Origin of the sequence: Bradyrhizobium sp. SZCCHNS3016 (assembly GCF_032484535.1) — a bacterium.
Taxonomy (GTDB): Bacteria; Pseudomonadota; Alphaproteobacteria; order Rhizobiales; family Xanthobacteraceae; genus Bradyrhizobium.
Map to the genome: position 1 here is coordinate 57,369 of NZ_JAUETE010000013.1, position 23,296 is coordinate 80,664.

The 23,296-nt window shown below is 64.7% G+C and carries 16 protein-coding genes; 10 read left to right on the forward strand and 6 right to left on the reverse strand.

Going from position 1 to position 23,296, the window contains the following annotated elements:
* Positions 1 to 24: 24 nt before the first annotated feature.
* Entirely contained in the window at positions 25 to 762 is a 738-nt protein-coding gene (locus tag QW881_RS23455; RefSeq protein WP_316158791.1) for a glycosyltransferase family 2 protein, read from the forward strand.
* On the forward strand, positions 762 to 1,100 hold the full coding sequence (locus QW881_RS23460) for a lipid-A-disaccharide synthase N-terminal domain-containing protein (protein ID WP_172109779.1): 339 nt from the start codon (positions 762 to 764) through the stop codon (positions 1,098 to 1,100). Before QW881_RS23455 ends, QW881_RS23460 begins: the two co-directional genes overlap by 1 nt.
* 145 nt (positions 1,101 to 1,245) lie before the next feature.
* On the opposite strand, the gene QW881_RS23465 is transcribed toward QW881_RS23460, so the two are convergent.
* Positions 1,246 to 2,940 (reverse strand): Na/Pi cotransporter family protein, encoded by a 1,695-nt coding sequence (locus QW881_RS23465; RefSeq protein ID WP_315757538.1) that lies wholly within the window; start codon positions 2,938 to 2,940, stop codon positions 1,246 to 1,248.
* A 121-nt stretch (positions 2,941 to 3,061) separates the two neighbouring features.
* The gene (gene metC / locus QW881_RS23470; protein WP_315738051.1) at positions 3,062 to 4,255 is read right to left on the reverse strand and encodes a cystathionine beta-lyase; all 1,194 of its coding nucleotides are present in this window, start codon (positions 4,253 to 4,255) and stop codon (positions 3,062 to 3,064) included.
* A gap of 315 nt (positions 4,256 to 4,570) precedes the next feature.
* Here metC and QW881_RS23475 point away from each other — a divergent pair, with 315 nt between their 5' ends.
* Genes QW881_RS23475 through QW881_RS23490 form a run of 4 tightly spaced genes read left to right on the forward strand, consistent with a single transcriptional unit; the run spans position 4,571 to position 9,104 of the window.
* The gene (locus QW881_RS23475) at positions 4,571 to 5,587 is read left to right on the forward strand and encodes an amino acid ABC transporter substrate-binding protein (protein WP_315738050.1); all 1,017 of its coding nucleotides are present in this window, start codon (positions 4,571 to 4,573) and stop codon (positions 5,585 to 5,587) included.
* Between the two features lie 28 nt (positions 5,588 to 5,615).
* Positions 5,616 to 6,821 carry an amino acid ABC transporter permease gene (locus tag QW881_RS23480; RefSeq protein WP_315757537.1) on the forward strand — a complete coding sequence of 402 codons (1,206 nt, stop codon included), beginning with the start codon at positions 5,616 to 5,618 and terminating at the stop codon, positions 6,819 to 6,821.
* Positions 6,818 to 8,338, forward strand: coding sequence for an amino acid ABC transporter permease (locus QW881_RS23485; RefSeq protein ID WP_315757536.1), 1,521 nt, complete (start codon positions 6,818 to 6,820; stop codon positions 8,336 to 8,338). Before QW881_RS23480 ends, QW881_RS23485 begins: the two co-directional genes overlap by 4 nt.
* 22 nt (positions 8,339 to 8,360) lie before the next feature.
* On the forward strand, positions 8,361 to 9,104 hold the full coding sequence (locus QW881_RS23490; RefSeq protein WP_315711850.1) for an amino acid ABC transporter ATP-binding protein: 744 nt from the start codon (positions 8,361 to 8,363) through the stop codon (positions 9,102 to 9,104).
* 64 nt (positions 9,105 to 9,168) lie between these two features.
* On the opposite strand, the gene QW881_RS23495 is transcribed toward QW881_RS23490, so the two are convergent.
* The 4 genes from QW881_RS23495 to QW881_RS23510 all read right to left on the reverse strand — a co-directional run bounded on the left by QW881_RS23495 (position 9,169) and on the right by QW881_RS23510 (position 13,795).
* Positions 9,169 to 10,203, reverse strand: coding sequence for a cysteine synthase A (locus tag QW881_RS23495; RefSeq protein WP_315757535.1), 1,035 nt, complete (start codon positions 10,201 to 10,203; stop codon positions 9,169 to 9,171).
* Positions 10,204 to 10,285: 82 nt separating this feature from the next.
* On the reverse strand, positions 10,286 to 11,518 hold the full coding sequence (locus QW881_RS23500) for a cyclopropane-fatty-acyl-phospholipid synthase family protein (RefSeq protein WP_315757534.1): 1,233 nt from the start codon (positions 11,516 to 11,518) through the stop codon (positions 10,286 to 10,288).
* 110 nt (positions 11,519 to 11,628) lie between these two features.
* Complete coding sequence (locus QW881_RS23505) at positions 11,629 to 12,474, reverse strand: DUF1365 domain-containing protein (protein ID WP_315757533.1); 846 nt, start codon at positions 12,472 to 12,474, stop codon at positions 11,629 to 11,631.
* 7 nt (positions 12,475 to 12,481) lie between these two features.
* Positions 12,482 to 13,795: an NAD(P)/FAD-dependent oxidoreductase gene (locus QW881_RS23510; protein WP_315738044.1), complete on the reverse strand. Its 1,314-nt coding sequence runs from the start codon at positions 13,793 to 13,795 to the stop codon at positions 12,482 to 12,484.
* A 366-nt stretch (positions 13,796 to 14,161) separates the two neighbouring features.
* Here QW881_RS23510 and QW881_RS23515 point away from each other — a divergent pair, with 366 nt between their 5' ends.
* The 4 genes from QW881_RS23515 to QW881_RS23530 are packed head-to-tail and all read left to right on the forward strand — an operon-like array spanning position 14,162 to position 23,262.
* The gene (locus QW881_RS23515) at positions 14,162 to 15,616 is read left to right on the forward strand and encodes an efflux transporter outer membrane subunit (protein WP_315757532.1); all 1,455 of its coding nucleotides are present in this window, start codon (positions 14,162 to 14,164) and stop codon (positions 15,614 to 15,616) included.
* On the forward strand, positions 15,606 to 17,000 hold the full coding sequence (locus QW881_RS23520) for an efflux RND transporter periplasmic adaptor subunit (protein WP_315757531.1): 1,395 nt from the start codon (positions 15,606 to 15,608) through the stop codon (positions 16,998 to 17,000). The genes QW881_RS23515 and QW881_RS23520 overlap by 11 nt, the downstream gene beginning before the upstream one ends.
* 29 nt (positions 17,001 to 17,029) lie before the next feature.
* Positions 17,030 to 20,158 carry an efflux RND transporter permease subunit gene (locus QW881_RS23525; RefSeq protein ID WP_315757530.1) on the forward strand — a complete coding sequence of 1,043 codons (3,129 nt, stop codon included), beginning with the start codon at positions 17,030 to 17,032 and terminating at the stop codon, positions 20,156 to 20,158.
* Positions 20,158 to 23,262: an efflux RND transporter permease subunit gene (locus QW881_RS23530; protein ID WP_315757529.1), complete on the forward strand. Its 3,105-nt coding sequence runs from the start codon at positions 20,158 to 20,160 to the stop codon at positions 23,260 to 23,262. Before QW881_RS23525 ends, QW881_RS23530 begins: the two co-directional genes overlap by 1 nt.
* Positions 23,263 to 23,296: the final 34 nt, after the last annotated feature.

Here is a 23,296-nt window from a genome sequence, read left to right on the forward strand (position 1 = left end):
TCACGCCCTTACGAGTCTCAACTCTTGTCGACCGAATCCCCCGTTGCCGTCTCCATCGTCGTTCCCGTGCGCAACGAGGCCGGCAACATCACGCCGCTGATCAGCGAGATCGCGACCGCGCTCGATGGTCTGTGGCCGTACGAGATCATCTACGTCGATGACGGCTCGACCGACGAGACCGCGCAGCGGCTCGCCGAGGAAATGGCACGGCGGCCGAACCTGCGCGTCCTGCGGCATGAGACGTCTTCCGGCCAATCGGCGGCTGTCAGGAGCGGCATCCGCGCCGCCCACGGCGCTGTCGTCGCGACGCTCGACGGGGACGGGCAGAACAACCCTGCTTTTCTGCCCGAGCTCATCGCCGCGCTCGAAAAGGGCGGTGCGCATGTCGGCCTCGTCGCCGGGCAGCGGGTCGGCCGCAAGGATACTGGCTTTAAGAAACTGCAGTCACGGCTCGCCAACAAGATCCGCAATGCGGTGCTGCACGATGGAACGCGTGACACCGGCTGCGGCCTCAAGGCGGTTCGCCGCGACGTGTTCCTGATGATGCCGTATTTCGATGGTCTGCACCGCTTCCTGCCGGCGCTGGTGCGGCGCGAGGGCTATGACATCGCCTATGTCGACGTGATCGACCGGCCTCGGCACTCCGGTGTCTCGAACTACGGGTTCTTCGACCGGCTCTGGATCGGGATCATGGATCTCGCCGGCGTGTGGTGGCTGATCCGCCGCAAGAAGCCGACGCCGGTTGCGATCGAGGTGAAGTAATGCTGATTCAATTCGGGCAGGCGTTCAGCAACTATCTCTACGACATCTTCATCGCCAAGTTCGATTTCTGGCTGGTGTTCGGCCTCGCCGCACAACTGGCCTTCGCTGCGCGCTTCCTGGTGCAGTGGATCGCCAGCGAGCGCGCGGGCAAGAGCGTCGTGCCGCTCGCATTCTGGTTCTTCTCGATCGGGGGAGGGCTGATGACGCTGATCTATGGTCTCGTGAAGCGCGAGCCGGTCATCATCTTCGGCCAGCTGCTGTCGAACATCATCTACGTCCGCAACGTGATGTTGATCTTCAAGAACCGCCAGCGGGAATCGCAGACGCTGAGCAACTGATCGAGCCGTAGGGGTCGCGCCACCGCCGACATTCCGGGTTCAATCGCCACGCGCAGCCGCGTCGCGGCTGCATATTGACGCTTGCCCAGGAATGACGGTGGTCGTGAAACCGGAAGAGTAGTTTCACTGATAGGACGCGCAAGACTCAGCGCGGCAACGGCTGGGCCGACGATGCGGGCAGGGCGGCGGCCTCTGCGCTCTCGACTGCTTCGCTGCGGCGGGTCGCGACCTCGCCGGCCGCATCGAGCACGGGATAGGCGACCGAGCAGATGTGCGAGTGGATACGCCTGAGATCGCGCAGCACGTCGAGATGCAGCGAGGTGGTTTCCAGCGTCTCCGAGCGGCCCTCGCGCAGACGTTCGAGGTGCCGCTCGGTCGCGCCGAGCTCGGCGTTGCGGAGCTCGGCTTTCTGATCGAGCAGTTGGTGGGCTTGCTGCGCATCGCCGGACATGAAGATGCCGAACGCGATGCGGAGCGCCTCCATGATCTGGCGATGAAAGGCCTGCAGCTCGTCGGCGCCCTCAGCGGAGAACTGGAACCTGCGTTTGATCTTCTTGGTCGCGAGCTCGCTCAGGTTCTTGTCGATGATGTCGCCGATATGCTCGAGGTTGATCGCGAAGGAGATGATCTCCATCGCGCGCTTGCCCTCGCGCTCGTCCAGGCTGCCGCGCGTCAGCTTGGTGATGTAGAGCTTGATGGCCTCGTCGAGCCGGTCGACGACGTTGTCCGCGCGTGACACCTGATCCACGAGGCCACGGTCGTTGGTCATGATCGCGGTCATGACGTTGCGCAACATGGTCTCGACCAGATCGCCCATGCGCAGCGCCTCGCGCGCCGCGTCCGCAAGCGCAAGCGACGGGGTTTCCAGCGCGGTCTCGTCGAGATAGCGCGGCTTCGCAGGATCGACCTCGGCCGGGCGGTCCGGAAACAGTCGCGTGAGCAACTTCTCCATGCCGCCCAGCAGGCCGATGAAGACCACGGCCGTGCCGAGATTGAACGCCATGTGGAACTGCGCTGTCAGCTTCGACAGATCCGGTTGCCACGATTGCAGCAAATTGGCGAGTGGATGCAGGAAGGGTGTGATCAGCGCGACGCCGATGATGCGGTTGAGGAGATTGCCGACGGGCAGGCGATAGCTCGCGGGATTGTCGCGGTGCGCGCCCTCGAACACCGGGTTGACGGCGCTGCCGAGATTGGCCCCGAGCACGAGCGCCAGCGCCGCATCGGCCGTAACGAAATGCGCATAGGCCAGTGACATCACCAGCAGCACGCTGGCGACGCTGGAGTGCACGACCCAGGTGACGAGCGCACCGAAGATGATGCACAGCGTGACATCGGCCGTGATCGCCTGCATGAACACGCGCATCGCTGGCGCTTCTTCGGCGGGTGCCAACGTATCGATCAGAATATGCAGCGACAGCAGCATCAGGCCGAGGCCGATTGCTACCCGGCCGAGATCCTTGATGCGCGATCGCGGCCCACTGCGGAACGCCACCAGGCCGAGCACGAACAGGATGGGGGCGACCGCAGCCACGTTGAACGAGAGCACCTGGACGATCAGCGTGGTGCCGATATTGGCGCCGAGCATGATCGCGAGCGCCGGGATCAGGCCGACCAGGCCTTCCGCTGCGAAGGAGGTCGTGATCAGCGCGGTCGCCGTGCTGCTCTGGAGCAGAGCGGTCAGACCGAGGCCGGCAGCAAGGGCGCTGAAGCGGTTGCGCAGCGCCCGCGACAGCAGCAGCCGGAGATCCGGGCCAAAGGCGCGGAGAATGCCGCTGTGGACCATGTGAAGGCCCCACAGCAGCAACGCCACGCCGCCCATCAGATCGAGCAAAACCATGATTTCCGTTCGTTCCAGCTTTCCTTGCCGCGCAAGGCTACCCCCAATCGGCGGGACATCAACGCCAATTTGTCGTCCCTGGCTGCCCGATCGCGCGGCGCTCCGCTGGCTGCGAGCGTGCTTAAGCCGCGTTGAACGCCGCAAAGCCCCGGTCGAGATCCTCCTTGAGATCCTCCACGTTCTCCAGGCCGATATGCAGACGCAGCGTGGGCCCCCCCGGCGCCCAGGTGGTGGCCGTGCGGTAGCTCGCGCAGTCGAACGGAATCGCAAGGCTCTCGAAGCCGCCCCAGGAATAGCCCATTCCGAACAGCGTCAGCGTGTCGAGCATCGCATCAACCGCGGCTTGTGGCTTTGGTTGCAGCACGATGCTGAACAGGCCGGAGGCGCCGGTGAAGTCCCGCTTCCAGATCGCATGCCCCGGATGGCTCTCCAGCGCGGGATGCAGCACCTCGATCACCTCGGGACGCGCGGCGAGCCAGCGGGCCATTTCCAGCCCCGAGCGATGATGCTGCGCCAGGCGCACGCCCAGCGTCCGCACCCCGCGCAGGGCGAGGAACACGTCGTCCGGGCCGGCGCAGACGCCGAGCAGGCGAATGCCCTCGGCGATCAGCGGCCACGCCTTCGCATTGGCCGAAATCGTGCCGAACATGATGTCGGAGTGGCCGCCGATATATTTGGTGGCCGCCTGCATACTGATGTCGACGCCCTGGTCGAGGGAGCGGTGGTAGAGCGGCGTCGCCCAGGTGTTGTCATCGATGACCAGTGCGCCGTGCGCATGTGCGACCGCCGCAATGGCGGGGATGTCCGGCATTTCGAACGACTGCGAGCCGGGCGCCTCGACAACCACCGCGCGTGTATTTGGTTTGAGCAGTTGCTCAATTCCTGGGCCGATCAATGGGTCGAAATAGGTCGTCTCGACGCCGTAGCGCGCCAGCATGCCGTTGCAGAAATTGCGGGTCGGACGATAGATGCTGTCGCACACCAGCACGTGGTCGCCGGCCTTGAGCACCGACAGCAGCGTGGTCGAGATTGCCCCAAGGCCGGATGGTGCGATGCCGACGCCGGCGCATTGCGGTCCCTCCAGCGCCATCAGGACCTGCTGCAGGGCCTTCGTCGTCGGCGTGCCGTGGCGGCCATACTGGAATTCGCCGCGGTGTGCGTGCAGGTCCTCGGCGGTTGGATACAGAACCGTCGAACCATGAACGACGGGGGGATTCACGAATCCGTGCTGCGCCTTAGTATCCCGCCCCGCCGTGATCAGCCGTGTTTCGACGTTTTGTCGCACCGCCGCAGCGGGGTCATTCGATGATGCCATTCGCGTGTCTTTTCTCTCTTAACCTGCCGGGATAGCTCGAAATCGGGCAGCACTGCGGTCGTTAATAACAGAATGCAGAACAGGCCCGTCAACCCCTTGACCCGGACCGCCAGTCGTTCTGTGATGCCGGCGCAATTCGATCGCTGCACGTTGAGGGGCTTGCCGCGATTTCCGCTTCATCTCGCCTGCACGGCTTCGTTGTGCATGGTGTAGGCCATATTCTTGGTATGGCGTTTGCAACGCGGATTCAGGTCGGGCCCCCCTGCGCGCTGAGACTTCATCGCTCCCCAAGGACGACCGCGAAAGGCTGTATTTATGAAACGCGTCACTCTGGCTCTCACTCTTGCTCTCGCCCCGGTGCTGGCGAGCGTCGGCGCCCAGGCCGAAACGCTCAAGACCGTCAAGGATCGTGGCATGCTCGCCTGCGGCGTCAGCCAGGGCCTCCCTGGTTTCTCGTCGCCCGACGACAAGGGCAACTGGACCGGGATCGACGTCGACGTCTGCCGCGCCATCGCCGCCGCAATCTTCAATGATCCGACCAAGGTGAAGTTCGTCCCGCTGTCCGCCAAGGACCGCTTTACCGCACTGCAGTCGGGCGAAGTGGACGTGCTGTCGCGCAACACCACCTGGACCCTGTCGCGGGACACCTCGCTGGGCGCCAATTTCGCCGGCGTGACCTACTATGACGGCCAGGGCTTCATGGTGAAGAAGGCCCTCAAGGTGAATTCTGCGCTCGAGCTCAACAGCGCCTCGGTATGCGTGCAGACCGGCACCACCACCGAGCAGAACCTCGCCGACTACTTCAAGGCCAACAAGATGAAGTACGAGGTAATTGCGTTCGCCGGCGCCGACGAGACCGTGAAGGCCTATGAATCCGGCCGCTGCGACGTGTTTACCACCGACGTCTCGGGCCTCTACGCCGAGAGGCTGAAGCTGTCCAATCCGGCCGATCACGTCGTGCTGCCTGAAGTGATCTCGAAGGAGCCGCTGGGCCCGATGGTGCGTCACGGTGACGATCAGTGGTTCGACATCGTCAAGTGGACGTTGTTCGGGCTGGTCACCGCCGAGGAGCTCGGCGTGACGCAGGCGAACGTCGACGAGATGGCCAAGTCGGACAAGCCCGAGTTCAAGCGCGCCTTCGGCACCGATGGCAATCTCGGCGAGCAGCTCGGCCTCACCAAGGACTGGTTCTCGCGCATCGTGAAAGCGGTCGGGAATTACGGCGAGATGTATGACCGCAACGTCGGCGCAGGGTCCAAGCTGCAGATTGCGCGCGGTCTGAACCAGCTCTGGAACAAGGGCGGTCTGCAGTACGCGCCGCCGATCCGCTGATCGCTGCACGAGATCGGGGCTGCGGCGAATGAGCATCGAAGCGAGGCTACCGCCTCCGCAATATGGGCTTCGGCTGAAGCGCATGCTCGGAGGAAAGGCAGGATGGAACGGCATCATCCTGCAGATCCTGTTCGTCGCAGTCCTGGTGTGGGTTGGCTACGAGATCGTGGCCAACGCACGCAGCAACCTCGCAGCCCAACGTATCACGTCGGGATTCGGCTTTCTCAACAACACGGCCGGCTTCGACGTCAACCAGACCCTGATCAGCTACTCCGGCTCCGACAGCTACAGCCGCGTGCTGATCGTCGGCGTGCTGAACACCCTGCTGGTCTCGGTCATCGGCATCGTGCTGGCGACCATCCTGGGCTTCCTGGTCGCTCTAGGCCGGCTATCACCGAATGTGCTGCTGTCGCGTGTCTCCGGCGCCTATGTCGAGCTGATCCGCAACCTGCCGCTCCTGTTCCAGATCCTGTTCTGGTATCTTGCGGTGTTGGCGGCTCTGCCCGGACCGCGACAGAGCATCTCTCTTTTCTCGACGTTCTTTCTCAACAATCGTGGCTTCATCGTTCCGCGACCGATCGAGGAGCCCGGCCTGATGCCGTTCCTGATCGCGCTCGGTGCCGCGATCGTCGGCTCGGCCGGTCTGCACTATTACGCGCGGCGTGAGCTGTTCGTACGCGGCCATGCGATGCGGATCTGGCCCTACGTGCTGGGGCTGCTGATCGGCCTGCCGCTGATTGCAACGCTCGTGTTCGGCGTGCCGATTTCGTTCGAGGTGCCGGCGCTCAAGGGATTCAACTTCGCCGGCGGTTCGCGCATCATTCCCGAGCTCGTCGCGCTGACCCTGGCGCTGACCATGTACACGGCGTCGTTCATCGCCGAGGTGGTGCGTGCCGGCATCCTCTCGGTCCACAAGGGGCAGATGGAAGCGGGGCTCTCGCTCGGACTGAGCCGCGGCACCGTGCTGCGCCTGATCGTCGTGCCGCAGGCGCTCCGCGTCATCCTGCCGCCGCTGACGAACCAGTATTTGAACCTGACCAAGAACTCCTCGCTCGCGGTCGCCATCGGTTATCCCGATCTCGTTTCGGTGTTCGCGGGCACGACGATGAGCCAGACGGGTCAGGCCATCGAGATCATCGGAATCACGATGGGCGTCTATCTGGCGCTGTCGCTGATCACCAGCGCGATGATGAGCTTCTACAGCTGGCGGCTTGGGAAGAGACTTGGCGCATGACCGACATCACGGCCTCAACCTTCATCCGTCAGGACATGGCCGGAGAACGTCCGGCGCCCATCAAGACGACGGGGTTCGTCGGCTTCGTCCGCACGAGGCTGTTGAACTCGCCGACCAATATCCTGCTCACCCTGGTGAGCGCGCTGTTGATCTGGTTCACCGTGATCCCGGCGGCCAAGTTCCTGCTGGTCGACGCGGTGTGGGTCGGCAAGGACCGCGAAGCTTGTTTGGCGCAGAACGCGGGCCATCCGGTCGGCGCCTGTTGGCCCTACATTTCGGCGAAGTTCGGCCAGTTCATGTACGGCTTCTATCCGGAGGCCGACCGGTGGCGGGTCAATCTGACCTACGGGCTCGCGGTGGTGCTGCTGGCGCCGCTGCTGATCCCGCGCCTGCCGGCCAAAGGATTGAACGCGGGCCTGTTCTTCTTCGCGCTTCCGGTGGTCGCATTCTTCCTGCTCTATGGCGGTGGGCTGGAGGGCTTCGGCGTGAGCTGGACCACAGGCGCGCTCCAGCTGTTCGTCGAGAGCATCGATACGGCCGGTAACGCGCTGGTTCGCGCCGGCGACAATTTGCCGGTGGTCGGCATGCTGCTGTGGCTGCTCGGCAAGCTGGTCGTGCTGATCGGTACGCTTGCATCGCTCGTGATCTGGCCGCTGGTCTGGATCCGCAATGAGCTGCAGCAATCTCACCAGCCCGTGTGGAATGATCTCGTGCTCTCCGCGATCATTGTCACCGCGCTGGTCTTCATCGTCGGTGGCGGGAGCAGGGCGCTGCGCAGCGTGATCGCCACGGCCGCGGCCTTCGCCGGCATCGCCATCGTCATTGCGATCATGGGCCTCGATCGCGGCGGCCTTCCCATCGTCGATACAAGGCTGTGGGGCGGAATGCTGGTGACGCTGGTCGTCTCGGTGATCGGCATCGTCGCGTCGATGCCGATCGGCATTGCGCTTGCGCTCGGCCGCCGTTCGACCATTCCACTGATCCGCATCTTTTCGATTGCCTTCATCGAACTGGTGCGCGGCGTGCCGCTGATCACGGTGCTGTTCTTCGCCACCTACATGCTGCCGTTGTTCCTGCCCGGCAATGTCAGGGTCGACGGCCTGGTTCGGGCGCTGATCGGCGTCGCGCTGTTCTCGGGCGCCTACATGGCCGAGGTCATCCGTGGCGGCCTGCAGGCCATACCGCGTGGTCAGGCGGAGGCATCGAGCGCGCTCGGGCTGTCCTGGTGGAAGACGACCAGCTTCATCGTGCTGCCGCAGGCGCTGCGCCACGTCATCCCCGGCATCGTCAACAGCTTCATCTCGTTGTTCAAGGACACCTCGCTGGTGTCCATCGTGGCGCTGTTCGACCTGCTCGGCAGCCTCAAGGCCTCGTTTGCCGATCCGGTATGGGCAACGCCGACCACGGCCTTCACCGGCTTTGCCTTCACCGGGCTGATCTACTTCGCCTTCTGCTTCGGGATGTCACGCTACTCCATGCTGGTCGAGCGCCGCGTCAACGCGCACCGGCGCCATTGAGCCAGAGATCATCGAGAGACCCATGACTGCAAATTCGATCGTGAGCATTTCCGCCCTCAACAAATGGTACGGCGAATTCCACGTCCTGCGCGACATCAACCTCTCCGTCGGGAAGGGTGAGCGCATCGTGATCTGCGGGCCCTCGGGCTCGGGCAAGTCGACCCTGATCCGCTGCATCAACGCGCTCGAGGAATTCCAGGAGGGCGAGATCAATGTCGACGGCATCGATCTCGGTCCGAACCTCAAGCGGGTGGACGAGGTTCGCCGCGAGGTCGGCATGGTGTTCCAGAGCTTCAACCTGTTTCCGCACCTGACCGTGCTGGAGAACTGTACCCTGGCGCCGATCTGGGTGCGCAACATCCCGCAGAAGGAAGCCGAGGCGACTGCGATGAAGTTCTTGGAGCGGGTCAAGATCCCGCATCAGGCGCAGAAATACCCGGGCCAGATGTCGGGTGGTCAGCAGCAGCGCGTCGCCATCGCGCGCGCGTTGGCGATGAACCCGAAGGTCATGCTGTTCGACGAGCCGACATCGGCGCTCGATCCGGAGATGGTGAAGGAGGTGCTCGACACCATGGTCGATCTCGCCAAGGAGGGCATGACCATGCTGGTCGTGACCCACGAGATGGGCTTCGCGCGCGAGGTCGCCAACCGCGTCGTGTTCATGGACGCCGGCCAGATCATCGAATCGAACACGCCGCAGGAGTTCTTCGCCAACCCGCAGCATGCGCGCAGCAAGCTGTTCCTGAGCCAGATTTTGCGGCATTGATGAGGAAGCGAATAGGGACTTGCGAATAGCGAATAGGGCGAAAAGTTCTACTCGCTACTCGCCCTCAAACGAAAGGCGGCTTGATGCCGCTGCGCCGCTCCAGCCAAGCCGGCACCGGCAGGTTCTTCGAACGCATGAATTCCGGATTGTACAGCTTCGACTGATAGCGCGTGCCGGAGTCGCACAGGATGGTCACGATGGTGTGGCCGCGGCCGAGTTTCCGCGCGAGTTGCACCGCGCCGGCTACGTTGACGCCGGTCGAGCCGCCCAGGCATAAGCCTTCATGCTGTACGAGGTCGTAGATCGTGTTGACGGCGTCCTCGTCGGACACCAGGAACGCGTCGTCGACCTTGGCGGTCTCGATCACGGGCGTCACACGACCGATGCCGATGCCTTCGGTGATGGAATCGCCGGGCGTCGATTTGACGACGCCGTTCTTGAACCATTCGTACATCGCGAAGCCGTGCGGGTCGGCACAGGCGGTGACAATGTCCTTGTTCCTGTCCTTCAAATAGCGGCTCGTGCCGGCGATCGTGCCGCCGGTGCCGACAGCGCAGATGAAGCCGTCGACCTTGCCGTCGGTCTGCTCCCAGATCTCGGGTCCCGTGGACTCATAATGCGCCTTGGCGTTGTCGAGGTTGTTCCACTGGTCGGCGAACAGCACGCCGTTGGGCTCGGTCTTGCGCAGTTCGTCGGCGAGCCTGCGGCCGACATGCTGATAGTTGTTGGGATTGCTGAACGGCAACGCCGGCACCTCGACCAGCTCCGCGCCGCACAGCCGCAGCATGTCCTTCTTTTCCTGGCTCTGCGTCTCCGGAATCACGATCAGCGTGCGATAGCCACGCGCGCTGGCGACCACGGCCAGACCGATGCCGGTGTTGCCGGCAGTGGCCTCGACCACGAGGCCGCCCGGCTTGAGATCGCCGCGCCTCTCGGCCTCCAGGATCATCCACTTGCCAGCACGGTCCTTGACTGACTGGCCCGGGTTCATGAACTCGGCCTTGCCGAGAATGGTGCAGCCCGTCGCCTCCGAGGCGCGATTGAGCTTGATCAGGGGCGTGTTGCCGATCGCCGCGACGACGTCAATATGAATGGTCATGTTTGCAGATACCGTAGGAGTTTCCTCGAGCACACTTAAGAGGACCCTAGCCTGATATCCAGGGCAGCGTAAGCCGGCCGGATCAGCCCCCTGATTTCGCAAAGACGACCTGGCGAACATCGATGTTCCCAGAGAGGAAACCTGCTTCGCAGTAGGACAGATAATATTCCCAGAGCCGCCTGAAGCGCTCATCGAATCCTGCGGGCGTGAGGTCCGGCCAGGCCTCCCGGAAGTTCTTTCGCCAGATCGCGAGCGTCCTGGCATAATCTTCCCCGAAGATGCGCTCGCGGATGACGGGTATGCCAAAGCGGTCGCCGAGCGACTTCAGGATCTGCGGCGTCGGCAACATGCCTCCCGGGAAGACGTAGCGTTGGATGAAGTCGACCTCGCGGCGGTAGTGCTGGAACAGGCTGTCCTGGATGGTAATTGCCTGGACACCGGCCAGTCCGCCCGGCAGTAGACGGTCTCGCAGTTGCGAGAAATATTTCGGCCAGAACTGTTCGCCGACCGCCTCGATCATCTCGATCGAGGCGATGCGATCGTAGCGGTCACGCTCGTCGCGGTAATCCTGCAGGCGGATTTCGACTTTCTCGGCGAGCCCGGCCTCGTGGATGCGGCGCTGCGCGAAGTCGCGCTGCTGTTGGCTGATCGTCAGCCCAACGACCTGGGCGCCGAACGTCTTGGCGGCATATTCGGCAAAGCCGCCCCAGCCGCAGCCGATCTCGAGCAGCTTCTGCCCGGGCTTGAGATCGATCGCCTCGGCCAGCCGCTTGTACTTGTTGGTCTGCGCGGCGGTGAGGTCGGTGGTGTCCTCCTCGAACAGGGCCGAGGAGTAGGTCATGCTCGGATCGAGCCACGCCGAGTAGAACGAATTCCCGATGTCATAATGGGCGTAGATGTTGCGCTTTGCCTGACGCTTGGTGTTGCGGTTGAACCAGTGCCGGACCAGTTGGGCAAACCGGATCAGCGGCTTGTCTTCCAGCATCGACTGCAGCAGGTGCTGGTTGACGCAGAACAGATAGAGAAACTGCGTCAGGTCCGGCGTGTCCCAGTCGCCGTTCAGATAGGCCTCGGCGATGCCGATGTCGCCGCCATTGAGAAGGCGCGATGCGAAGCCGTAATTGGCCAGGATCATTGCGGCGGCCGGCCCGGGCTCAACGCCGCCGAGCCGGATCACCCGTCCGTCCGGCAGGGTCACGTCGAGCGTGCCTTTCCGCAAGCGCGAGCCGAAGCCGAGGGCAAGGCGGGGCAGGCGGGGAAGATCGGCAAGCACCTTGTCGATGGTGTCAGGGGTGACTGGGATGACGTTCGGCATGGCAGGTCCATTCACGCAAACGGCTCGAGCCCACGTCCCCCGTCGGCTGGCCGGTGTGGCACCTGTGCGGGCAGGGAATCACGGACGCAGAGCGCGCCGGCCGTTTCCGGTCAGCGTCGTGAAATATAAGCGTGGCTGCCGTTCCCCGCCAAGCCGGTATTGGTTCCAGGGCTTGCGCTGATTTCGCCGCGCGGGACGAGGCGGACGCCTTTGGCCCACAGCCGCAGCGCCTCCCAATGGATCGCGGCAAAGATTTTGACAGTCACCAGCGGGAGCGAGACGAAGGCGGCGAGCAGGGAGCCAGAGGTCAGCGTGCGACGGCGGCCGGAGAAGGTTGCGGCAAGCAGGGGGCCGTCGGCCCCAGTTTCGAGAATCCGCAGCTTGACATTGTCGCCCGGCGGCATGACCCGGAAATGGTAACGCATCGCCATGTCGATGAAGGGCGAGACGTAGAAGGTCTTGTCCTGCGCCTGGCGCAGCCCTGCTGCCGACAGCTCATCCGGCCTGACCGGCAGCACATAGGGCTTGATCTCACCGAAGGTGTTGCGGACCTCGTAGATCATCAGCGCCAGGGTGCCGTCGCTGCGATAGCAGAAATAGACCGACAGCGGATTGAACACGTAGCCGAGCAGCCGCGGATAGCACAGCAGCAGCACGCGCCCACCGCTGAGATCGATCCCCTGATCCGCCGCACAGGTCTGCGCATAGGCCAGTAGCGACGAGCCGTCGCCCGGACCGTGGTCGGCCTCGTGGAAGCTGTAGAGCGCGCGCCGATTGACCCCGAACAGCGAAGCCTGCCGGTCCGCCTGGTCGAGCCGACCGAGATCGATCAGCAGGCTCATCACGCGATAGCGGAAGCGATGCGTGGTCGGGCGCATGCGGGCATGCATGACCTGTCCGACATAGAGCGCGGCCGCTTCCGTTCTGTCATCCGGTCCCGAGTGATCCATGTCCATATCGCGCCTATTCCGCAGCCTCGGCGAGCTCGGTGGGAAGCCCGCGCCACGGCACGTTCGCGCCGAGCGCCTCTGCCACGGCGAGACCCGAGCGTAGCCCGTCCTCATGAAAGCCATAGCCGGTCCAGGCGCCACAGAACCAGGTATGGCGCTGCCCCTGAATCGCTGCCAGACGCTTCTGCGCCGCAAAGGCGGCAGCCGTGTATTGCGGGTGCTCACAGATATACTTGCCAAAGGTTAGCTCCGGAGCCGGAGCGAAGGGTGGGTTGAGGCTGACGAACAGCGGCTTGGCGTTGTCGATGTCCTGGAGGTTGTTCATCCAATAGGTGACGGCGACGTCGTTCATGGGAACGCCCTCACGCTGCCAGCGCAGGAAATTCCACGAAGCCCAGGCGCGGCGACGCTTCGGCATCAGCCTGCTGTCACGGTGCAGATAGATCGTGTTGGGCGAATATTTGATCGCCCCGAGGATGCTGCGCTCCCGCTCGTCCGCATCGGTGAGCATCGACAACGCCTGGTCGCTGTGTGCGGCGATCACGACATGATCGTAGGTGTCGCGACGGCCGCTGCTGTCCTGAACGACGACGCCGTGGGCAGTGCGTTCGATGCTGGTCACGGCGCTGCCGAGCCGGATATGCTTGCGGAAGCTCGACGTCAGCTTCTCCACATAGCGGCGGCTGCCGCCCTTGACGGTGCGCCAGACCGGACGGTCATATTGCAGCAACCTGTGATTGCTGAAGAACGCGACGAAGTTCTCGGCCGGAAAGTCCAGCATCTCGGACGCCGGGGCTGACCAGATCGCGGCACCCATTGGCGCCAGATAGTCGGTGAGCAGTCGCGGGGCGAAATGGTTGCGCCGGAAATAATCCCGGAGCGTAAGGCCATGCAGGCGCCCGGCCTTGAAGTCGGCTGTACTCTGCTCGTTGAAGGTCAGGATGTCCCTGAGCATCCAGAGATAGGATGTCGACAGCAGATTGCTCGGCTGCGCGAACAGCCCCTTGGCGGTGTCGAGCCAGGTGTTGCCGCCCCCCTTCCATTCGAAGCGGCCGGCATCCGCGGTGACGGCAAAGCTCATGCTGCTGTCGACCGTCTCGACCCCCAGATGGTCGAACAAGGCGGTGAGCTCAGGATAGTTCAGCTCGTTGTAGACGATGAAGCCGATGTCGACAGAGACCGGAGCGCCGTCATAGTCGATCGTCACGGTGTGGCTGTGGCCGCCCGGACGGAGATCGCGCTCGTAGACGGTGATCGGATAACGCTTCGCCAGGGACCAGGCCGCGGCGTTACCCGCAATACCCGTTCCGACCACCGCAACTCGCATGAATGCCCCCTGAAGTTCACGTGCAAGTTACGGAGTCGCCGCCAAAGGGTTTCACGGGCGCGCTCCCCGCGTCACACCCCGCCCAAAACGGCATTCGACAGATGAAATCTTGGTAAGGCGGCAGCCGGTGGCCCGTGGCCGTGCCCGCACGAAACTCCGCTGATTTACGGGAGATTCGTCGATTCGGTGGACTTTATCGGCACCATCGCTGCTGGGGGGACGGGGGGCTGCAGGGCTGTCCGGCGCCGTGGGCTGCGGCTAGAATGATTCCCAAGACTACAGGGAAGCATCACGCCAGTGTCCATCGTGCCGATCGCCGTCGACGAGCCTTGCCGCGCGTCCGCTGACCCGCGGATCGTCGCCGGGATGCGGGAGCGCCGTGTGCCGGCTGCCCTGCGGCGATTTGTCCACTGGCTGGCGGCGATCGGATTGGCGGCGAACTCGGCCGGCTGCCTGCTGACCCAGGATATTCCCGATCCGGCCCTCGACTTGCCCCAGCGCTACAAGGCGGCGTCCGGTTCCGATATGGCGGCGCCGCCGCCGCTGGATTGGTGGCGCGGCTTCGGATCACGCGAGCTGACCCAGCTGATGGAGGAGGCGCAGAGCGTCAACCTTGATATTGCCGCTGCTGTGGCAAGGTTCCGGCAGGCCGATGCGCTGGCGCGGCAGGCCGGCGCGGCGCTGCTGCCAAGCCTGTCGAGCACGGGGCAGGAGACCTATTCGCGCACGTCCGGGTCGAGCTCCAGCGGGCTCACCAATGGCGGCCGCGAGGTCGTCAATTACCAAGCCTCGCTCTCTGCGAGCTACCAGCTCGACTTCTTCGGCCAGAATCGCGACGCGCTGCAGGCGGCCGAGGAAACCGCGGTGGCCAACCGCTTCGACCGCGACGTCACGCAGTTGACGACGCTCGCCACCGTCGCCAATGCCTATTTCCAGGTGCTGGCCGCTCAGGATCGGATTCGGACCGCCGAGCGCAACATCGCCAGCGCCACGCGTGTGCTCGATGCCATCCGCGAGCGGCAGAAGGCGGGCACCGGCAATGATCTCGACGTCGCGCAGCAGGAGAGCGTGCTCGCCAACCAGAAGGCGGCGGTGCCGCCGCTGCGCCAGACGCTCGATCAGAACGTCAACGCCCTGGCCGTGCTGGTCGCGCGATCGCCCGAGGGCATTCGCATTGCCGGCGGCTCGCTCGACCGGATCAGGACGCCGCGGGTCACGCCCGGGCTGCCGTCCGAACTCTTGACGCAACGGCCGGACATCCGCCGGCAGGAAGCGCAGCTGGCGTCGGCCACCGCCAATGTCGGCAGCGCGCGGGCGCAGTTCTTTCCCAGCATCCAGCTGACCGGCAATGGCGGCTACCAGAGCGCAGCACTGGTGTCACTGTTTCAGCCGCATGCGGCGTTCTTCAGCCTCGCCGGCAGCCTGACCCAGCCGATCTTCGATGGTGGTAGAATCCTGGGCAATTTCGAGAACGCCAAGGCGCGACAGGACGAGCTGCTGCAAACCTACCGCAAGACGGTCATCCAGTCTTTCACCGACGTCAACAATGCGCTGTTCTCGATCAAGCAGACCACGATCAAGTTGCAATTGCAGCGAGAAGTCGTTGCCGCCTCCCGCCGCGCCTTCCAGCTCTCCGAGCAGCAACTGCGCGCGGGAACTGCCGACATCGTGACAGTCTTGAATACGCAATTGACGCTGTTCCAGGCCGAGGACGCGCTATGGCAGGCGCAACTGGCGCGCCTGCAGGCGTTCGTGAGCCTCTATCAGGCGCTCGGCGGCGGCTGGGAGCCGCGCATGGAGAAGTCGGCCGATGCTCTTTAAACCGGACGAGAAGGGAGCAGCGGCAGTGAAGCGCGCGCGGTCCAGCGTGGCACGGCGGCTGGTGTCGATCGCGATCACGCTGCTGATCCTGGGCGGCCTCGGCTATATCGGCTGGTCGGCGATGCAGCAGAAGCAGCAGGCCAATAACCGCTTCGCGCGGCCCGACCTTCCGGTTCCGGTCCTGGCCGCCTCGCCTGTCATCAAGGACGTGCCGGTGTATCTCGACGGCGTCGGCTCCGTCCGCGCGCTCAACACCGTCACGGTGCGCTCCCAGGTCGACGGCAAGCTAGTCGCGGTCAATTTCGTCGAGGGGCAGGACGTCAAGAAGGGCGACGTGCTCGCCGAGATCGATCCGGCGATCTACCAGGCGCAGTACGACCAGGCCGTCGCCAAGAAGGCGCAGGACGAGGCGCAGCTCGCCAACCAGAAGCTCGACCTCGCCCGCTACGAGCAGCTCGCCGCCAGCAATGCCGGCTCCAAGCAGCAGGCCGACACGCAGCGCGCGGTGGTGGCGCAGCAGCAGGCGCTGATCAAGGCGGATCAGGCCGCGATCGATAATGCGGCGACGACCTTGAGCTACACCAAGATCGTGGCGCCGCTCTCCGGCCGCGCCGGCCTGCGCCAGGTCGACCAGGGCAACATCGTTCATGCGTCCGACGCGACCGGTCTCGTCGTCATCACGCAGCTTCAGCCGATTGCGGTGCAGTTCAGCCTGCCGCAGCAGCAGATCATGCGCGTCAATGCGGCCGCCGCCAAGGGGCCGCTCGCTGTCGACGTGTTCGGCAATGACGGCGTCACCGTCATCGACACCGGCACGTTGCGGGGTATCGACAACCAGGTCGATCAGACGACGGGCACGCTGAAACTGAAAGCAGAATTCCCCAACGGCAAATTCCAGCTCTGGCCCGGACAGTTCGTCAATGTCCGCCTCAAGGTCGAGACCTTGTCGCAGGCGATCACGGTGCCGACCTCGGCCGTGCAGCGCGGGCCGGCAGGCACGTTCAGCTACGTGATCGGCGAGGGCGACATCGCCTCGGCGCATCCGGTGACGGTCGTGCAGCAGAACGAGAGCGAGGCCGTGATCGCCAGCGGCTTGAGCCCGTCGGACCGCGTGGTGACGACCGGCTTTGCCAATCTGGCCGACGGCGTCAAAGTCGTGGTCGGACGCGCCGAGCAGACGCCGCAGGCCGATCTGGCGCCGCGCAAGCGCAGCCGCAATCCGCAAGGAAAAGAGCAGGCGAAGGAGGGCGGAGCGCCACCCGAAGGTGCGCCGAAGGACGGCGAGCGGCGCCGCAGGCCTGAGGCTGGGGGTCAGACCGACCCCGGCGGTGCAGCGCCCCAGGGAGGGAGTGAAGCAGGTCGCGGTGCGAAGGCACAGCCATGACGCAACCGCAAGAGTGACGAGCAGTCGCGATGAGCGTCTCCGAACCCTTCATCCGCCGTCCCATCGCGACCTCGCTGCTCGGCGTCGCCCTGCTGATCGGCGGCCTGCTCGGCTATCTCGCGCTGCCGGTCTCGGCGCTGCCGCAGGTCGACTTCCCGACTGTCCAGGTGACAACGCAACTGCCGGGCGCCAGCCCTGATGTGATCGCCTCGCTGATCACGGCCCCACTGGAGCGCCAGCTCGGCCAGATCCCGTCGTTGTCCGCGATGAACTCGACGAGCTCGTTCGGCGTCAGCCAGATCTCGCTGCAGTTCGATCTCGGACGCGACATCGACGGCGCCACGCAGGACGTCCAGGCGGCAATCAATGCCGCCGCCGGCGTCTTGCCAAAGTCGCTGCCCTATCCGCCGACCTACGCCAAGGTCAATCCGGCCGACGCGCCGGTCATGACGCTCGCGCTGACCTCGGACACGATCTCTTTGCGCGCGATGAGCGACATGGCCGACACGATCCTGGCGCAGCGGCTGAGCCAGGTCTCCGGCGTCGGCCGCGTCTCGGTGCTCGGCGGACTGAAGCCCGCGGTGCGCGTGCAGGCCGACCTGGCGCGGCTCGCGGCCTATGGCATCTCGATGGAGGACCTGCGCGCCGCCATCGCAGGCGCCAACGTCTCCGGACCCAAGGGATCGCTGGACGGGGCGCAGCAGGCCTATCTGATCACGGCCAACGACCAGATCGGGGCCGCCGACGCCTACAAGCCGATCATCATCGCCTACCGCAACGGCTCGCCGGTCACGATCGGCGATGTCGCAACGATCATCGACGGTTTGGAGAACGATCGGACCGGCGGCTGGTACCAGGGCGTCCCTGCGGTCATCCTCGACATCCAGCGGCAGCCGGGTGCCAACGTCATCGAGGTCGTCAAGCAGATCCGTGCCGAGATCCCGAAGCTGCAGCGCATGATTCCGGCCGGGGTGAAGCTCGCTATCGTCAGCGATCGTACCGTGACCATCCGCGCCTCGGTGCACGACGTGCAGTTCACGCTGCTGCTCAGCGTGGTGCTGGTGACGCTGGTCGTGCTGCTGTTCCTGCGCTCGTTGCGGGCCACGATCATCGCCGGCGTCGCGCTGCCGCTGTCGCTGATCACGAGCTTCGGCGTGATGTACTTCGCCGGCTTCAGCCTCGACAATCTCTCGCTGATGGCACTCACCATCGGCACCGGCTTCGTCGTCGACGACGCCATCGTGATGATCGAGAACATCGTGCGCCACATGGAGAATGGCGAGAGCGCGATGAACGCCTCGCTGCGCGGCGCGCGCGAGATCGGCTTCACCGTCATCTCGCTGACTGTCTCGCTGATCGCAGTGTTCATTCCGCTCTTGTTCATGTCCGGTCTGGTCGGCCGCATGTTTCGGGAATTTGCGCTGACGCTGACGATTGCAGTGGTGACATCGGCGGTGGTGTCGTTGACCTTGACGCCGATGATGTGCTCGCGGCTGTTGAAGCACGCCAGCGAGGAGTGGGTGCTGCCGGGGCTGAACGCCGTCAGCCGCTTCATCGACCGCACCGTGGCCGTCTATCATCGCAGCCTGCTGTGGGTGCTGGATCGCCAGACCGAGACGCTGGTCGTGACCTTCGCGACCTTGGCGGCGACCTTGGCGCTCTACGTCGTCGCGCCCAAGGGCTTTCTGCCGCTGCAGGATACCGGCTCGATCACTGCAGTGACCGAGGCCGGCCCCGACGTGTCGTTCGCCGAAATGACGAAACGCCAGGCGGACGTCGCCGCCGCGATCCAAGCTGACGCCGACGTCGTCGGCGTCGTCTCGGTGATCGGCGCCGGATCGGTCAACCCGACCACCAATGTCGGCCGTCTCGTCATGACCTTGAAGCCGCTCGGCGAGCGGCAAGATGGCGTCGCCGAGGTGATCGACCGGCTGAAGCAGAAGACCTCGGGCGTGCCCGGCATGACCGTGTACTTCCAGCCGGTCCAGGACGTGCAGATCTCGACCCAGGCGAGCCGCTCGCAATATCAGTACACGCTGACCGGCGCCGATGCCACCGAGGTGTCGAAATGGGCGAGGCAGCTTGTCGGAGAAATGCGCCGCGACCCTCTATTCCGCGACGTCTCCTCCGAAGCCCAGGAGGGCGGCCTGCGCGCGGAGCTGACCATTGACCGCCAGCGCGCCGGCCAGCTCGGCGTCAGCCTGCAGGGCGTCACCGACACGCTCAACGACGCCTTCGCGCAGCGGCAGATCTCGACGATCTATGGTCAGGCCAATCAGTACCGCGTCGTGCTGGAGGCGCTGCCGATGTATCAGCGCGATCCCTCGATCCTGTCGAAGCTCTATCTGCCTGGCGCCGGCGGCCAGGTGCCGCTCTCGGCGGTGGCGAGCCTGAAGCGCACCACCGCGCCGCTCGCCATCTCGCACCAGGCGCAGTTTCCGGCGGTGTCGCTGAGCTTCAATCTCGCTCCCGGCGCGGCGCTGAGCGAGGCGGTCGAGGCGCTCCATGCGACCGAGAATCGCATCGGCATGCCCGGCAGCATCATCGGTGTCTATTCGGGCGATGCCGCCGAGTTCGCCAAGTCGCTGGCCGGCCAGCCCTGGTTGCTGCTGGCGGCCGTGGTCACGATCTACATCGTGCTCGGCGTGCTCTATGAGAGCTACATCCATCCGATCACCATCCTGTCGACGCTGCCCTCGGCGGGTGTCGGCGCCATTCTGGCGCTGATGCTGTTCGGCCAGGACCTGTCGGTGATCGGTCTGATCGGCATCATTCTGCTGATGGGCATCGTCAAGAAGAACGCGATCATGATGATCGACTTCGCGCTCGAAGCGGAGCGTCACGAAAACCGCACACCCTACGACGCGATCGTGCAGGCGTGTCTCCTGCGCTTTCGCCCGATCATGATGACGACCCTGGCCGCGCTGTTCGGCGCGCTGCCGCTGGCGATCGAAAGCGGCACCGGCTCGGAGCTGCGCTTTCCGCTCGGCATCTCCATCATTGGCGGCCTGCTGCTCAGCCAATTGCTGACGCTGTACACGACGCCGGTCATCTATCTCGCGCTCGACCGCATCAATCGTCGCTTCGAGCGCGCGCTGCCGCCGGCGCCGAACCTGCCGTCGCCGCCGATCGCAGGTGCGACCGAAGGCATCCAGTGATGGCCTCGATCTCCGAGCCGTTCATTCGCCGGCCGGTCGGCACCACGCTGCTCTCGATCGGCCTGTTCCTGGTCGGGATCGTCGCCTATATCTTCCTTCCCGTCGCGCCGGTGCCGAACGTCGATTTCCCCGCGATCTTCGTCAGCGCGTCGCGCCCGGGTGCGGACCCGTCCGTCATGGCGGGGACGGTCGCGGCGCCCCTGGAGCGGCGGCTCGGCGAGATCTCAGGCGTCGACCAGATCACCTCGACGAGCTCGCTCGGCACCACCAACATCCAGATCCAATTCTCGATCGGCCGCGACATCGACAAGGCCGCGCGTGACGTCCAGGCGGCCATCAACGCCTCGCTGTCGGACCTTCCGAGCGACCTGCCGGCGCTGCCGCGCTTCCGCAAAGCGAACACGGCCGCGGCTCCCGTATTCGTTCTGGCCCTGACCTCGAAGACGATGACGCCGAGCGCGATGTACGACGTCGCCGACACCGTTCTGGCGCAGCGTCTGTTCCAGGTGCCCGGCGTCGGCAACGTCACTGTCAGCGGCGCCGATCAGCCTGCCGTGCGCATCGCACTCAATCCGGTCTCCCTCGCCAATGCCGGGATTTCGACCGACGATGTCCGGACGGCGATCATCAACGCCAATCCGATCGGGCCGGTCGGCATCTTCGAGGGCGCGCGGCAGAGCGAGACCATTGCCATCAATAGGCAGATGCGCAGCGCGGCCGAATTCCGCGACATCCTGATCAAGAGCAGCAATGGCAGCTTCGTGCGGCTGTCGGATGTCGCCGACGTCGAGGATTCCGTACGCAACGTGCGTTCGATTGCCTGGTTCAACAAGCAGCCGGCGGTGCTGATCCAGATTGCAAAACAGGGCGACGCCAACGTGATCGAGACCGTCGACCGTGTGAAGGCGCTGCTCCCGGAGCTCAAGCAATGGCTGCCGGCCGGCATCGAGATCTCCACTCTGGTCGACCGCACCGGGACCATTCGCGCCTCGGTCGAGGACATGCAGTGGACCTTGCTCGCGACTGCCGTGCTGGTGATGGTCGTCGTGTTCCTGTTCCTGCGCCGCCTGGTGCCGACGGTGGCGGCCGGCGTCTCGGTTCCACTGGCGCTGGCTGGCACCTGCGCGGCGATGTGGCTCGCAGGCTTCTCGATCGACAATCTCTCGCTGATGGCGCTCGCGATCTCCGTCGGCTTCGTCGTCGACGACGCCATCGTCATGATCGAGAACATGTACCGCAATCTCGAGCATGGTCTGTCGCCGATGCGCGCCGCGCTCGATGGCGCCCGCCAGATCGGCTTTACCGTGTTGTCGATCAGCCTCTCCTTGATTGCGGCCTTCGTGCCCTTGATCTTCATGGACGGCGTCGTTGGCCGTCTCCTGCGCGAGTTCTCGCTGACGCTGACCTTCGCGATCGTCGTGTCGACATTGGTGTCGCTGACGGTGACGCCGATGATCTGCGCGCATTACATCAAGGAGACGCTGTCCGATCGTGCCACCTGGTTCGACCGTATCGTCGAAGGCGTGCTGTCCGGCATGGTCCGCTTCTATGCCTGGACGCTGCGCGGCGTGCTGGTTTATCCGTTCCTCACCTTGATCGTGTTCTTCGCCACCATCGCGCTCACGGTGACGCTCTACATCAAGGTGCCCAAGGGCTATTTCCCGACCGACGATTCCGGCTTCGTCATCGGTGCGACGCGCGCCTCGGCCGACATTTCGTTCCAGTCCATGCTGGGACTGCAGCAGCGGCTCGCCGACATCGTGATGGCCGATCCGGCCGTGGCCGGGATTGGCTCGACCATCGGTGGCGGCGGCGGGCCGGGCGGGGCGACCTCGAACCGCGGCACCATGTTCATCAACCTCAAGCCCCCGGCGGAGCGCGAGGGCGTCTCGACTGAGCTCGTGATCAACCGCCTCAGGCGGAGCCTCGCGATGGTCCCCGGCATTCGGCTCTTCATGTTCGCCGCGCAGGACGTGCGCACCGGCGGTCGCCAGAGCGATTCCGACTACCAGTACACGTTGAGCAGTCCCGACCTCGATCTTCTGCAGAAATGGGCGCCGATCGTCGCCAAGCGCCTGGAGACGGTCGACGGCATCACCGACATTTCCAGCGACCGCGATCCCGGCGGGCTGCAGCTCGCGCTGCGGATCGACCGACAGAAGGCGGCGAGCCTCGGCGTCCGCGTCCAGGACATCGACAACGCGCTCAACAACGCCTTCGCGCAACGCCAGATCTCGATCGTCTACAGCCAGCGCAACCAGTACATGGTCGTGCTGGAGATCGACCCGAAATTCCAGACCGATCCCTCGAATCTCGACCGCATCTATGTGGCCGGGGCAGGGGACGCGCAGGTGCCGCTGTCGGCGCTGGTCAAGGCCGAGCGCGGCCTGTCACCGCTGGCGGTGTATCACTCACAATCGTTCCCTTCGACCACCGTGTCGTTCAACCTGCTGCCGGACGTGCCCTTGCAGACCGCGACGGCCAACATTCAGCGCGCCGTCGATGAGCTGCACATGCCGGAGGGCATCCGCGGCAGCTTCGACGGCAATGCCGGGGACTTCAACAAGAGCAGCGGCCGCCAGCCGCTCTTGATCCTGTTCGCCCTGGCCGCGATGTATATCGTGCTGGGCGTGCTCTATGAGAGCCTGGCGCATCCGCTGACCATCATCTCGACGCTACCGTCGGCGGGGCTCGGCGCGCTGCTCGCGCTGCAGATCACCAATACGCCGCTGACCGTGATCGCCTTCGTCGGCATCATCCTGCTGATCGGCATCGTCAAGAAGAACGGCATCATGCTGGTCGATTTCGCGCTTGAGGCCGAGCGCCAGCGCGGCATGTCCTCGGCCGACGCGATCTTCGAGGCCTGCCGGGTGCGCTTCCGTCCGATCCTGATGACGACGCTCGCCGCGCTGTTCGCCGGTCTGCCGCTGGTGATCGCGACCGGTCCCGGCACCGAGCTGCGCCGTCCCCTCGGCATCACCATCATCGGCGGGCTGCTGGTGTCGCAGATCCTCACCCTCTACACCACGCCGGTGATCTACCTGCTGATCGACCGGCTGCGCCGCCGCTCTACGCCGGAGCCGCTCGCCGCGCCCGCTGAATGAGCCGTTGTGGCGCTGTCCGCGGACGCGTATAGCC